The organism is Lysinibacillus sp. A4 (genome assembly GCF_024919535.1).
GTDB lineage: Bacteria > Bacillota > Bacilli > Bacillales_A > Planococcaceae > Lysinibacillus > Lysinibacillus capsici.
The window spans coordinates 83,038-97,343 of the sequence record NZ_JANWTB010000004.1; the positions used below are offsets into that span (position 1 = coordinate 83,038).

The 14,306-nt window shown below is 39.7% G+C and carries 9 protein-coding genes and 1 other annotated feature (1 of these 10 running past the window's edge); of the genes, 3 read left to right on the forward strand and 6 right to left on the reverse strand.

The features are described 5' to 3' along the window. Positions 1-126 precede the first annotated feature (126 nt). Both NY607_RS08925 and NY607_RS08930 read right to left on the reverse strand, forming a co-directional pair. Complete coding sequence (locus tag NY607_RS08925; RefSeq protein WP_259419491.1) at positions 127-3,315, reverse strand: winged helix-turn-helix domain-containing protein; 3,189 nt, start codon at positions 3,313-3,315, stop codon at positions 127-129. A gap of 482 nt (positions 3,316-3,797) precedes the next feature. Continuing rightward, a complete protein-coding gene (locus tag NY607_RS08930) occupies positions 3,798-4,778 on the reverse strand; it encodes a diaminopimelate dehydrogenase (protein WP_259419492.1) in 981 nt (326 codons plus the stop codon). A 283-nt stretch (positions 4,779-5,061) separates the two neighbouring features. On the opposite strand from NY607_RS08930, the gene NY607_RS08935 reads away from it, so the two are divergent. After that, the gene (locus NY607_RS08935; RefSeq protein ID WP_131520130.1) at positions 5,062-5,373 is read left to right on the forward strand and encodes a hypothetical protein; all 312 of its coding nucleotides are present in this window, start codon (positions 5,062-5,064) and stop codon (positions 5,371-5,373) included. 95 nt (positions 5,374-5,468) lie between these two features. On the opposite strand, the gene yeiL is transcribed toward NY607_RS08935, so the two are convergent. Further along, entirely contained in the window at positions 5,469-6,131 is a 663-nt protein-coding gene (gene yeiL / locus NY607_RS08940; RefSeq protein ID WP_259419493.1) for a transcriptional regulator YeiL, read from the reverse strand. Positions 6,132-6,228: 97 nt separating this feature from the next. Between yeiL and NY607_RS08945 the strand changes: the two genes are divergently transcribed. Next, complete coding sequence (locus tag NY607_RS08945) at positions 6,229-7,380, forward strand: MFS transporter (RefSeq protein WP_259419494.1); 1,152 nt, start codon at positions 6,229-6,231, stop codon at positions 7,378-7,380. A 36-nt stretch (positions 7,381-7,416) separates the two neighbouring features. On the opposite strand, the gene NY607_RS08950 is transcribed toward NY607_RS08945, so the two are convergent. Together NY607_RS08950 and NY607_RS08955 are read right to left on the reverse strand one after the other, a co-directional pair. Then, positions 7,417-8,601 (reverse strand): oxalate decarboxylase family bicupin, encoded by a 1,185-nt coding sequence (locus tag NY607_RS08950; protein ID WP_256451363.1) that lies wholly within the window; start codon positions 8,599-8,601, stop codon positions 7,417-7,419. A gap of 328 nt (positions 8,602-8,929) precedes the next feature. After that, entirely contained in the window at positions 8,930-10,372 is a 1,443-nt protein-coding gene (locus NY607_RS08955) for an aminotransferase-like domain-containing protein (RefSeq protein ID WP_259419495.1), read from the reverse strand. Positions 10,373-10,482: 110 nt separating this feature from the next. Here NY607_RS08955 and NY607_RS08960 point away from each other — a divergent pair, with 110 nt between their 5' ends. After that, positions 10,483-11,085 (forward strand): LysE/ArgO family amino acid transporter, encoded by a 603-nt coding sequence (locus NY607_RS08960; protein WP_054550253.1) that lies wholly within the window; start codon positions 10,483-10,485, stop codon positions 11,083-11,085. Between the two features lie 42 nt (positions 11,086-11,127). Here NY607_RS08960 and ileS read toward each other — a convergent pair whose 3' ends face one another. Then, the gene (gene ileS, locus NY607_RS08965) at positions 11,128-14,220 is read right to left on the reverse strand and encodes an isoleucine--tRNA ligase (protein WP_259419496.1); all 3,093 of its coding nucleotides are present in this window, start codon (positions 14,218-14,220) and stop codon (positions 11,128-11,130) included. A gap of 61 nt (positions 14,221-14,281) precedes the next feature. Then, positions 14,282-14,306, reverse strand: a binding site (T-box leader) (it continues 214 nt past the right edge of the window).

Here is a 14,306-nt window from a genome sequence, read left to right on the forward strand (position 1 = left end):
TGAGCATGTCTACCCTCACTTAGCGCGCTTTGACTACTCTTAGGAGTGCCTCTCCCCTCAATTAGGAGCACTTTCATATTACTTAGGAGCAGTTCGAATCACTTCGCTTAGCCTAAACAACACTGGCTAACCCATTATTAAGTCATAGACTGACATGGTGGATTCCATCGGGGTTGTGTTAAGCTCTTGTTGTAATTGCTGGACACATTTTTCATACCATTTTAAGGCCAGGGAGCGGTTTTGGAGTTGATAGTGGCTGTACATGAGCAGGCGATACGCTTCCTCCCAGAGTGCATCCTCGCGTAGCATCTTCTCTGCGAAAAAAATGGCTTTTTTATATTGCTGTTGCCTTGTTGCATTTTGTGCCAATCGTTCCAAAACTTCTATATATAAAAATTGTAGCTTTTCACGGTCCTGTGTAAGCCAGTCGATTTGCTTTTTTTCTGCATAGAGCACGTCCGTATAGCTCGCTTCTGCTAATAAGAGCCACTCATTGGACAGCTGTGGATCAAATTCGTCCATTCCTAAGCTGTAATAATAGTGAAAGCGTTCGATATCCATTTGGAGAAAAGCAATATTTTGTAACTGATACATATTATTTTTCCGTTGAATGAAAAAGCTCTCTTGTCTCGCATGTCGTTGTGGCTCCAACACTTTGAGCAACGTATTTAACACCACCTTAAAATCACGATCCAAGGACTCGACACTACGATCGGGCCATAATGCCTGTGCTATTTCTTCCTTTGGTGTAAAGCGATGGCGATGGCAGTAAAGATACACGAATAATTCCTTGGATTTATCACGTTGCCATTCTTTGTCTTCCAGCTTTCGTTGTGTACGAATTAAATTTAAACTTCCAAAAAGATTCATTTGTATTTCATCATGCGGATAACTAATGCTATCCTCGACCTGAAAATGATTTTGCAATGCTAATATAGCTGGATGCACCATCTGGCATTTTTGACTAAATTGCAATAGCTCGTAAAAAACCATTCGATTGCTCGGACCAAGTATCGTTGGCCTCTGTAAGAAGTATTCATAGCCATTTGAGACACATAGTTGTGCAAACTGTTGAAAATACTGTTGAAACGGCTTCTTATTACACTCTTTCAGGGCAATCATTGATTGATAAAATAACACATGCATCAAGCCATTGCGATCACCGCACTCCTGAAATAGTTGCTGTGTCTTCTTTAATAATTGCTTCGCTCGCCCTATTTCTTGCTCAGAAAGTATTATTTTTACTTCTGCTAAAAGAATAAGCGCTGTCATCCAAGCATCTTGAACTTGCTCAGTTTCCTGTAAGCCCAGTGCTAAGTATTTCTTAGCCGCTACCATATCTCCTAACGAATGTTTGACAATGGCTAACCCCATATATGGCTCAGCCTTCACACGAGAAATATTAATGGCATTCATGAGGGTCAATGCTTTTTCATAGGCTTGACATGCCCCCTGATGATCTGGGAAATCCACTAACAGCAGGGCATGAGCCTTTCTGATATAGCCAACCGCCTCTATGAAAATAGACTTCTCTTTTATTCCTCTTCGAATGCCATGTTGGGCAGCATACCAGGCTTCTTTGCCCTGACCTAACAATGCATAAACGAAAGCTGCCAGCAATTCACTTTCTCGATGAGTTGCAACAAGCTGAGGCGGTAATTCAAGTCGCTGCGCTAATAACTCTTGGGCTTCCTGTAGTTGTCCTGTTCGAAGTAAAACACGCACATCGACATTCGCTCGTTGTATGACATTCTCTGGCAATGCAACGTCCTCCATAAAGAGCTGTGCACCCTTGGCCTTCCCTAGATTCACTAAATTTTCAGCATATTGCCGTTGTAGTTCTAGTAATTCCTCTTTGTGCAATGGTGTATGTTTCGCTAGCTCTAATGCTTTCTCGAGATATGGCTCTGCTAAAGCAGGTTGAATGGTGTCTAAGTAAATATGGGCTATCCCAGCTTGTGACTTTGTCATAAATAGGTGATCCCGCTGCTGCTGTGCGAGGATTGCACATTTTTCATAGGATTGTTTTGCTTTTTCATAATAAGCTCGGTAGCGATGACATTCACCCTCAAAATAATTTAATTTATAAAATTTATCTTTTTCCTGTGCACTAAATCGATTGATTTTTTCGAGTAACCATTCAAATTGACCAGCATGTACGATTGATGCTGCATGAAGCTGTAGTAGCTCTCCACAAAAGTGATGATCATTTGTTTTAAAGGCATGATACAGGACAGCTTGAATATTTTGAAGTTCTCCATAATACAATGCTGCTTGTTTATGAAGATCCGCATGTAGACTTGGAAACTGTCGCCATTTCATTCCTAAAAATCGACTAAACAAAGCATGAAAACGATAGTAGCCATCTGTTGTCACAGGTTGAATAAATAAATGACGCTGAGTTAATGCATTCAGCATTTGCGCGATCTCAGCGCCATAAAAAGCTTCCAATAGCTCCACAGAAAAGGTAGGAAAAATCGCTAATTTTAAGATAGTCTCTTGCTCAGTAGCAGTCATCCTACTATAAACTTCCTCTGATAAATATGTGAATAGCTCATTTGTGGGAATCCTCAGCCAATGATCTAACGAAGCATGATGCCATTGCTCTGCCAATAAAGAGACACTAATGGCCCAGCCTTCAGTGATCTCTAATACCTTTTTAATTTCAGCCTCGGATAAATGTACATCTACGTATTCTTCAAAAAACACCGAAATTTCCTCAGCCGAAAATGCTAGTTCGTCCTCTTTCATAACCAGCCATCTTTTTTGCAGCCTTAGTTTCCTCATAATATCCCAATTGGGTAGTGTTCTTGAAGCAATAATAAAATGAATGCTAGGTGGAGCAAATTCAATAATTTTTTCCATGAAATAATTAATAGGAAAAACATGGTCTACTAGGTGAAAGTCATCTATCACGATAAGAAGAGACTCGTCTATATCACAGAGGCAATTGATAAATAGCTTATACCAACGATTGAGCTCATCCATTTTAGGAAAGCGTGATAATTGATCCCACCCATCAAATGTATGACCAAATTTCGGTATGACACGCTGTATACTGAAAATGAGATGTCTCAAAAAGGGTAATAAATTATCATCTTCATCAGAAATACCATACCAAGAAAATGTACTTGATTCGGTTGCAAGAAATTGAGTTAGAATGGTTGTTTTACCATACCCAGCACCGCTATGCAAAAAAGTACAAGTATGGTGACGACTTTTCTTTAGCGTTCGCATTAGTGTTGCTCTATTAATACAATGCGTGGATGGATTGGGCGCCATACATTTTGATTGAATAATAATATCTGCTGTCATCTAAACATAACCTCCATATTTTGTAAGGTTACAAAAATTTCTACAAAAATTCAGATTATTAAATTATTGACAGTTTACCATATTTTTTATGTATTTTTATAGATTTTATCCCCATTTTTTGTTTGAGGGATGGAAGTAGAATTTAGTTGGTATTTTCTTCCTAATTTTAGTATCCTGTTATATTACTAAAATTTAGAAGGAAAGTGGTTAAATGAACCGTCTTTAAATATAGAGATTATACGAGTTCCGATTATAATGGACATTAAATTAAACTGCTTTACCGAGCGAATGAATTTGAGTGAAGTATGGATATGTGGTTATTGCAATTCCAAAAGACTTAGTACCATTTATGAAAGAAAATTTAACAGTGGCAACTAGAAAGGCTATTCTTGCTATAAAGGAAGCATTAATTTTAGCAAAAAGTTAGACTCAAAAAAATTCCCGATTATCAACTCAATGATAATCGGGACCATTAGCTACAATTATAGTAATTCTTTACGTAATTCAGCAGCTGATTTTGGCGAAAGCAGGCTGTATGGGATATCAAATACTGTTTTCGCTCCTTTATCACCCGCTTGACTTAAACGGTGTGCTGCACGTGCATAAGCCACTAATACGCTAGATGTAAAGTTTGGATTACTGTCCAGTTTTAATGAGAATTCGAGAATTTGTTTATCGTTTGCACCACTGTCACCACTGCGAATGACAAAACCACCATGTGGCATACCAGTATGATTTGCTTTAAATTCATCTTCAGAAATGAAGTTCACTGTTGTGTCATATTCATCGAAATAGTTAGGCATTGTGACAATTTCTTGTTCAACCTTTGTTGCATCTGCACCTTCTTCTAATACAACCCAACATTCACGTGCATGTTTTTCACGTGTTGTTAGTTCAGGGTTTTCACCGTTACGAACTCGTTCTACCGCTTCTTTAATCGGTAATGTGTATTGAACAGCATTTTTTACGCCTTCAATACGACGAACAGCATCTGAATGTCCCTGACTTAGGCCATCGCCCCAGAATGTATATGTTGTACCAACTGGTAATACCGATTCTCCAAGTAGACGATTTAAAGAGAATAGACCTGGATCCCAACCAACTGAGATAACAGATACTTTACCAGATTTTTGTGCCGCTGCATCTACAGCATCGAAAAATTCAGGAATTTTCGCATGTGTATCGAAGCTATCAATTGTATTAAACCATTGTGCAAAATGTGGACCTTGCTCTGGTAAATCTGTTGCAGAACCGCCACATAAAATCATAACATCAATGTCGTTTTGGAATTTTTCAGCGTCATCTACTAAATATACGCTTGCATTGCTTGCTACGTTTACTGTTGAAGGATCACGTCGTGTGAACACTGCTACTAATTCCATATCTGGATTTTGTGAAATGGCATACTCCACACCACGTCCTAAATTTCCATATCCTACAATACCTACTCGAATTGCACTCATTAAAAATTCCTCCTAACGATTTCGCGACTTTGTGAAAACTTTCACGTTAAATCTAATTACAATAATACTTCGTGTTAGAAAAATTCACAATAGTTTGAGTATGAGTTTTTAAAAAGAATTTATATCAGTTTTCTATGGTTTTTATCCCATAATGGTATGAATACGGTTACAAATCACTAAATTTTCCATGAACCTTAAAGTTATTGTAAAAGCCTTGTAAATAACGGCTATTTTCCCACCTAGTCTTGTACAATAACTGTAACGACAAAAGGGGGCATGTTGAATGAAAAGTACTGGTTACTCATCAAGGACAGCATTGGCACAAGGAGAACTACTTGCATTCCATATGACACAAAACTCAATGAACAAGCATAGTGAATCGATACAAAGTGGCAGTAAGCAACAAGGAGATTTTCCAACAAATAATCATTTATGTATCGGTGTTTTACCTTTTGACGTTTTAGAAAACATCCCTGACCTCTCCATCCAAAAAAACAAGGTAAATGAAGTGGACTTTTACCATAGTGGTAAGGATATCGCTCGCTGGTTAATTAAAAAAAGTGAATACAACAAAAAAGGATTTGACTTCATTTAAAGAAGTCAAATCCTTTTTAATTTATAACTTATAAAATTGAATTAATTCCCTCAGCTGATCTGCACTAATAGGCAACCTTTATGGAATGGTTGTTTTCATAGTATTTCCTGTGCAAGCTGTGCGAGACGGTTTTTATCAATAATTTGGTAGCCTGTCTTACGCTTTTCCAATATCCTCTCTTCACAAAACTGTGCCAAAACATATAGTAAATGGCGATAAGAGACCCCTAAATATTCGCAGATTTCCGTATGTTTTTCCTTGTAGACACCTTGGTCGGCTGATAATTGGATAAAGGCTGCTAAGCGATTTTCCAGCGGATAGGCCTGATTTTGTGTATATTTAGATGTCATTTTTGTCGCTTTTTCCCCTAAAAATACACAAAGTCTACGTAAAAACAAAGCATCCGCAAGTAACTTCTCCTTACATGACTGTGTAATCGAATAGCAAATTGTTTTGGTGACGGTTTGTATCCCCTTTGTATACCTAGCCTCATTTAACAATTCAATTTCCCCCATAAAAAGAGGAGCTTCTAGGTATTCAATAAGTGAAACCTTCCCATTTTTATGTGTCATATAGAGCTTCGCCTTTCCTTCTATCATGTAATACACGGTGTCTGGAAAGGAGCCTTCCTGGAAGATCCACTCCCCCTTGTCAAACTGGCGGACTTCTAAATAGGGATTGATATCAAATGAGAAAAAATCATCGATCGGATATTTTTCAAGATAATGGGTACGGGCTTCAGCTGTTAAAATATGCATTTTTTACTCTCTCCTATAAAAAATATGAGATATCTCACATTATTGTAGCGATGAACATGCTATTATTCAACATAGTTAATGGAGGTACGGAAATTATATGAACAATCAACGATGGCTTTCTCAGAATTTCTTTACATTTTTTATCACTTGGGGCATTTTCTTACCCTACTGGACAGGTTGGCTGGTGGATGCGAAACATCTAACCGTCTCGCAGGCAAGTGTAGTGATGGGCTGTGGGCTCCTAGCTCGTGCCACATCCAATCTCTTCTTCTTCCCAACACTTGCAAAATACGTACACAATAAACGACTCATTACAATTTTAGCAATAGGCTCGTTGCTAACTGCCTTGCTCTATATTCCAAGCTCAGGCTTTACAGCATTATTAATCGTGACCATTTTATTTAGTGTTTTTTACCCAGCGCTATTACCTGCTGTGGAAAGCAGTGCTGCTACGCTTGTGCAGTATGGCAATATTCATTATGGTAAAAGCCGTTCCTATGGTTCATTTGGCTTTGTCATCGCTGTTTTAATTATTAGTATGCTGACAGGCATTTTTGGAAAGAACATCATCTTTTGGAGCATGATTATAGGGTTGGTGGGCATGTTACTTATGCAACAATTAGCAACACCAAAGGAATTACTCGTAGTACCAACAAAAGAACAGCGTGCAAAATCATTGTCGATGAAAACACTATGGACTATCAAAGGCTTCCCGATTGTTTTATTCATCGTGATCTTGCTACAGGGTGCACATGCCTCCTATTATAGCTACGGTTATATTTATTTAGAAGATTTACAGGTTGATCCATTCTATATGGGTATGATTATTAATATCGCTGTTATTTGCGAAATTCTTTACTTTATGAAGGCTGATACGTTATTGACGAAATGGCGCTCATCATCCTTATTACTCTTAGCAGCGAGCGGCTCTTCCCTACGTTGGTTACTTATCTTTTTGTTCCCAAATGTCTGGGTATTTATCGCTTCCCAAACCTTGCACGCATTATCCTTTGCATTAGCACATTTTGCCTTTATTCGCTACTTAACAAAAGCGCTACCAAAGGAACAAATCCCCAATGCACAAGGTTTATACTCTGCATTAGCTATGGGCTTAAGTACCGCCATCCTTACATTTTTAGGTGGCTATTTATACGAAATATCACCAGGTCTGTCCTTCGCAGCCATGCTCATTTGTACAATACCAGCCATCGCTATTTTGCTAATGACACGCAAAAAATATCAATATTAAACAAAAAGCAGGTGGAGAACTTCTCACCTGCTTTCTTTATTTCGGATAATAGGAAAAACCAGGATATTTTACAACTGGCCATTTTTCTTTTCTGAGCGCCTCAAGCAGCTCAGGACCGACCTGTAAATTACTTTGCACCAATTCTGTCGGCGTTAACGCCATCCATTGATTTAAGGATACATCCTGGAATCGATCACTTTTAAACATTTCTAAAAACCATAATGGCTCTGTTCCGGTGTTTTCAATATAATGCCCCGTGGCAAATGGTACATAGCCAACATCTCCCGCCCGATAATCAAATGTTCGAGCCGTTCCATTTCCTGTGAAAACTGTCATACGTCCTTTTCCTTGCAGATAATATTGCCATTCATCGTTGTTAGGATGCCAATGCAACTCCCGCATCGCCCCTGGCTCAATTTCCACCAGTGCAGCCGCGATATTTTTAGAGATTGGGAAATTAGTCGAATCGACAATGCGCACACTGCCTCCAGGTGTTTTTAATGGTGGCTGTGCCAACAGACGATGTTTAAAGGTTTGTGGAACCTCCCCATAAGGAGATTGCACTTTTTGAGAATCAATTGGCCCCGGAACCTGATCCTGATAAATATATACTTGTTCATTCGGGATGTGATCGAAAGCATTGATAGGAACCCCAAAATTCGCTGATAACACTTCTTTTGGCGTATGAGCAAACCAATCCGAAATTGACAGTGTATTCAGATCAGAGAAATGCCCATCATCAAATACTAATAAAAATTCACAGCCGTCCTCAAGTCCTTGAATGGAATGAGGAATGCCAGGTGGAAAATACCATAAATCACCAGGTCCCACATCCGCTATAAAGTTACAACCATTCTGATCAACAGCCGTAATGCGAGCATGACCAAGCAGCATATAAGACCACTCTGCCTGTTGATGCCAGTGCAGCTCACGTACGCCCCCTGGTGTCAAACTCATATTCACACCCGCCAAAGTCGTAGCAATCGGTAATTCACGAACCGTAATTTCCCGTGACCACCCACCTTGATTTAAGGTCATATGCGTGTCTGAAAACGAGAATCGTAAATTTGGAATCAAGCCCGCATCAGTCGTTGGTGGCACTAGCATATCAGGATTTTCGAGATCCCTCATAATATCCCGTGGCCCTTTATCCACCCCTCCAGCCCCATCACCTCGAATAGGCTGAGGCACCTGAAAATAACCCGGTGGCAAATTTTCCAATCATTCACCTCTTTATGTTTGTAATCAAAATAAAATACTTCTATTCTTCTAAAATGTATGGATAGACGGCTTGGATTATTCACTTTCTTTTCTGTCAGTGGGTTGGCTGACTAAGCATAGATACTTTATTGAGAGAGGAGCTTGCTACATTGATCACTTTTCGCTAATTTTGGAGCGGGTTCTTCAGTTGTTTGATCACTTCTCATCTACTTTGGAGCGGATTCCTTACTTGTTTGATCGTTTCTCAACCACTTTAGAGCGGGTTTCTCACTTCTTTGATCACTTTTAGAGCAACCTTCTCTCGTTTCCCTAACTTCAGGACAAGCCCTTATTTACTCTTTCGTCCAATAGCCTCCACCACACATTCATGTAGGATTTGTAAGCCTTCCTGTAATTCTTCATAGGTTGCATAGGCGTAGGATAGACGAATATGATGATGATCTTGTGGATCGTAGATATAGCCGGGATTGATTAATACTTGCTGCTGCAACAGCTTCATAAAGAAGTCTTTATCTACAAGCGGCTCATGAAACTTGAGCCAAATATAAAAGCCTCCCCTTGGTTTGCTCCAATTCGCCACATCTGTAAACTTCTCCTTTAAAAGCTGTTCCGTAAAATCGGCTCGCTCCTGTAATTGTTGACGTAATCCTGCGAGATGCTTTTCATATTTTCCTGATTGCAGCCAATGTAGGACAATTTCCTGAGAAATGGCACTTGAGCCATAGTCCGTTTGCATTTTTATATCGGCTAATCGCTCAATGACAGTGGTTGGACCGATGAGCCAGCCAATGCGTAACCCTGGGCTTAAGGTTTTAGAGACGCTGCCAATATAAAGAACTTGTCCGCTATTATCCATGGCCTTAAGCGGCGGTGATGCCTCTTCAAAAAGCAATTCATGATAAACATCATCTTCTACAATCGGAATCCGTGATGCCTGACAAGCTTCATATAGCTGTTCTTTTTCTCGTGTTGTCCATACATGACCTGTTGGATTATGTAAAGTAGGAATGGCATAAAACACGGCTTGTTTCTTTCGTTTCCTTTGCGCTAATGTTTGAGCAAGCTGTACATCACGTTCAATACTAATCATTTGCATGCCAACTGACTGAAAAGGGTGAACAGAATTTAAATAGGAGGTTGGCTCCTGAAACACAATAGACCCTTGCTCTAATAAGCCAACAGCAATTAATTGTAGTGCCTGAAGTGCACCTGAAACAATACAGACGTTTTGAGGCTCAGCAGGAATGCCTCTTTTTTGAACATATTTACAAATAGTTTTACGAAGCTGATCATTACCTTGTGGCGAAGAGTAGCCTAATGCTTTGGGTTGAAAGGATAGCTCTCGCAGTGAAGCTTCTATTTCCTCGGTAGGCAACAAACTGGGTGCTAGCTCTCCCGTTCCTAAACGAATTACATCCTCGCGCTGTTCGTATTCGTTAATTAATTGGATGGTGTGGTAGTTTGGCTTGTAGATGCTTGTTTCGATATAAGTTTGCCAATTCGGCTGTGTTTGTTGGATTAATGCATGCCAGGAATTGTGCGTAACATAAACACCAGAGCCTATCTTTGCTTCAAGAATGCCCATTGCTTTTAATTCCTCCAAAGCCTGCTGAACTGTGCTTCGATTCACATCGAACTGCATGGCCAGCTGTCTTTGGGTAGGTAGTTTTGTCCCTGCTGCCCAGTCTCCTCGCTCCACATTGGCTGTTATCCACTGTACAATCTGCTGCTGTAATGTATTATCACTTCTTCTATTCGGCTGCCAGCTCATGTTCCTTCTCCTTCCATGCAATAAAATTGGGTGGATAAAAAACCATCCAATTGGTCGTTTTCTTTTAGTTATACCATATCTAAAATAAGTAAAGAAAGGAGGAATGGTCATTGGAAGCTTTTCTTCATGGGATCATTTTAGCATTTGGACTCATTTTGCCATTAGGCGTACAAAATGTTTTTGTTTTTTCACAAGGTGCTACACAACCAAGTTTATTACGTGCTTTGCCAGCAGGTGTGACTGCTGCGATCTGTGATACACTGCTTATTCTACTTGCGGTATTCGGTCTGTCATTAATAGTTCTACAGTTTGAGTGGTTGCGTATCACTTTAATGACTATTGGTATCATTTTTTTACTTTACATGGGCTATAGCATTTGGCGTTCAAATCCAGCAAACACTGAAAATAGCGAAGCATTGCCTATAAAAAAACAAATTCTCTTCGCACTCTCTGTATCACTTCTAAATCCACATGCTATTTTAGATACAATCGGTGTTATTGGTACAAGCGCATTAAAATATAGTGGAACCGAGCAAATAATGTTCACTGTTGCTTGTGTGTTCATTTCCTGGCTATGGTTTTTCGGTCTCACATTGACTGGCGCCTCGTTCAAAAAACTAGACGGCTCTGGAAAATTGATGCGACTATTTAATAAATGCTCCGCCGTCTTTATTTGGGCAACAGCATGTTATCTCGCAAGTGGCTTATTTTAACGTACATAGAAAAAGCTCAGGAGGTAACCCTGAGCTTTTCTTTTATAGAGTAACAAATAAAGTGAGCTTTTCATTAAACAATGACGTCTCAATGGATTTTGCATGAGGCCATTGCTCACCATAATGAATAGCTTTAACTAATACATTTTCTTGTAATAAAGCTTCGTGCTGCTGAATCATGAAAAGTACCCCTGCACTACCATTAAAGGCAATCGATACATATTGCGCCACTGGTAGCTGCCATTTTTTTCGTGCATCTTGTATAGTACGAATCAATTCTCGTATTTGCCCTTCTTGTAGTAAGCTCTCTGTAAGTTGAACATTCATCAAGACACGGCAAGTGCCATCCTCCGCTAAAATATAATGGTCCTTGACGATTGATTCAGCTATTACATGTTCTCTTAATAATGTTAGCTGTTGACCGTCCATCATGAGATCCATAGTTTCATGATGTTGTAGCCTTTGTTTCTCTTCCTCTGTTAATGCCAACACATACTCTGTTACTTGATGAACCTTTGGACCAAATGCCGCTCCCGCTGTTTTAAAATTCAATTTATAATGCACGCTTTCATAGGCTGAAAAATCATGTGTCCATCTACAAGCTTTGATGTTTAACTCATCCTGAATGAGTTCGCTATAGGCTTGGTAATCCGACAGTTCACCTTTTAGGGCAACAATGAGTTCACTTAAAGGCTGCTTGACCTTTATTCCCTGACTATTGCGAATGCTACGTCCAAGTTCCACAACTGTTAAGACCGTTGCCATTTCTTGTTCAAGCTTCACATCCACTAGCTGATCGTCGAATAGTGGATATTCCTCAAGATGAACACTTTTTCCACATAGTTGACGGTAGATATCCTCTGCTATAAATGGTGTAAACGGTGCTATTAATTGACAAATGGATGTCAGTGCCTCGTAAAGTGTGCTAAATGCACCTCGTTTATCTGCTGTCATTCCATTTGCCCAAAATCTAGCACGTGAACGACGTATATACCAATTGCTTAATTCCTCCACCAATTGACCAATTTCTCTTGTAGCCTGTGTAAATTGATAATCATCCATAGAGGTTATGACAAGCTGGATAGTGTGATGTAAGCGGGACAATATCCAATGATCTAGCTGTGAACGTGTACCTGTATTTGTAGCATCATACGTAAAGTTATCGATCTGGGCATACATGTCATAAAATTTAAACGTATTGTCGAGTGTATCCACCAGCTTAGATTTCGCATCTAAGACAATTTTCTTCGAAAAACGCTTTGGATTCCATGGTGAGCTATCAACTAAAAATGCCCAACGTAGAGCATCTGCTCCATACTCCTGGATTAACTCAACAGGCTCTAATGCATTGCCTTTACTTTTGGACATCTTCTGTCCATGCTCATCGAGTACATGCCCTAACGATAGCACATTTTTATAAGGTGGTTTTCCTGTAAACAAGGTCGATACTGCTAATAAGCTATAGAAAAATCCTCGCGTTTGGTCGATGCCCTCAATGATCACATCTGCTGGAAACTGATGATGAAAGTTCGCTACGTCTTCAAAAGGATAATGCTGTTGGGCAAATGGCATCGAGCCACTGTCAAACCAAACATCGATAACTTCAGGTGTACGTTTCATGTCGCCCTGGCAGACAGGACAGGTACAGACAATGGCATCTATAAATGGCTTATGGAGCTCTAATTGTTCTTTGACAGCTCCTTTGGCTAATTGTTGTAGCGCTGCAACACTGTTAGGTGCCTCCTCATGATTGCAATCCTGACAAATCCACACATTGAGTGGTGTTCCCCAATAACGATTACGACTAATATTCCAATCCACTAAGTTTTCTAGGAAGTTGCCAAATCGTCCATCCTTAATATGGCTAGGGTACCATGTCACCTGCTGATTATTTTGTAAAAGCTGCTCTTTTAATGCCGACATTTTGATAAACCAGCTATCTGTTGCATAGTACAATAATGGTGAGTCACAGCGCCAGCAATGCGGATAGCTATGCTCATATTTTTCTTTAGCAAATAAAAGCTCTTTTGCTGCAAGCATTTTAATGATATCGACATCACAATCTTTCACAAATCGTCCAACAAGCTCAGGTACCGCTTCTGTATAACAGCCTTTAAGATCAACTACATTGACAAAGGACAAGCCATGTTGCTGCACCGTTTTATAATCGTCCTCTCCATAAGCAGGTGCTATGTGTACAATTCCTGTTCCACTATGCTCTGTCACATAATCTGCCATGACAACTGCATGCCCTTTATCTACCTTTACATAAGAAAATGGTGGTTGATAGGAAACACCCGCAAACTCATGCCCATCATGCTCACTTACTATTTCTACAGGCTCTGTAAAAACCTTTGATAACAACGATTTGGCTAGTATATAGATGTTGTTTGCATGCCTTACACGGACATATCGAAGAGCAGGATTCATAGCCAAGGCTACATTGGCTGGTAATGTCCAAGGCGTCGTTGTCCAGCCTAAGATATATTCGTCTCGATCCTCTAGCTTAAACATTGCAGTAACGGATAAATCCTTAACATCCTTATAGCCCTGTGCCACTTCATGAGAGCTTAAGGAAGTTTGACAGCTAGGGCAATAAGGTGAAACGCGATGTCCTTTGTATAACAGTTTTTCCTTGTGAACATGGCTTAAAATATGCCACACAGATTCAATATAGTCATTACTTAATGTTAAGTAAGGATCATCCATGTCAAGCCAGTAGCCAAGCTGCTCTGTAAAAGTACGCCATTTTTGCTCATAGGTAAAAACGCTCTTCTTACATGCTTGAATAAATTGCTCCACCCCATAGTTCTCAATCTCCTGCTTTCCTGAGATTCCTAATGCCTTTTCTACCCCTAATTCCACAGGCAACCCATGTGTATCCCAACCTGCTTTGCGTTCAACTAAATAGCCTTGCATTGTTTTATAACGTGCCACCACATCTTTTATGGTTCTACCAAATGCATGGCCGACATGTGGTAAACCATTCGCTGTTGGGGGTCCCTCATAAAATACAAAGGGCTGCTGTTCAGCACGATTAATTACGGATTTTGCAAAGGTCCCTTCTTGCGCCCATAATGTACGAATCCTTATTTCTCGTTCAACCGTTGTTTCTTTCTTTTGTTCTTTCTGCATATTAGTTCCTCCTATACAAGTAAATTTGTATAAAAGGCATACAAAAAACCCCGTCCCAAGGAAAAGGGACGGGGTTAACCGCGAAT

Bases quoted from the DNA above. Each gene is read 5' to 3' on its own strand.
- NY607_RS08925 (WP_259419491.1), bottom strand. From the start codon at position 3,315: ATGACAGCAGATATTATTATTCAATCAAAATGTATGGCGCCCAATCCA.
- NY607_RS08930 (WP_259419492.1), bottom strand. From the start codon at position 4,778: ATGAGTGCAATTCGAGTAGGTATTGTAGGATATGGAAATTTAGGACGT.
- NY607_RS08935 (WP_131520130.1), top strand. From the start codon at position 5,062: ATGAAAAGTACTGGTTACTCATCAAGGACAGCATTGGCACAAGGAGAA.
- yeiL (WP_259419493.1), bottom strand. From the start codon at position 6,131: ATGCATATTTTAACAGCTGAAGCCCGTACCCATTATCTTGAAAAATAT.
- NY607_RS08945 (WP_259419494.1), top strand. From the start codon at position 6,229: ATGAACAATCAACGATGGCTTTCTCAGAATTTCTTTACATTTTTTATC.
- NY607_RS08955 (WP_259419495.1), bottom strand. From the start codon at position 10,372: ATGAGCTGGCAGCCGAATAGAAGAAGTGATAATACATTACAGCAGCAG.
- ileS (WP_259419496.1), bottom strand. From the start codon at position 14,220: ATGCAGAAAGAACAAAAGAAAGAAACAACGGTTGAACGAGAAATAAGG.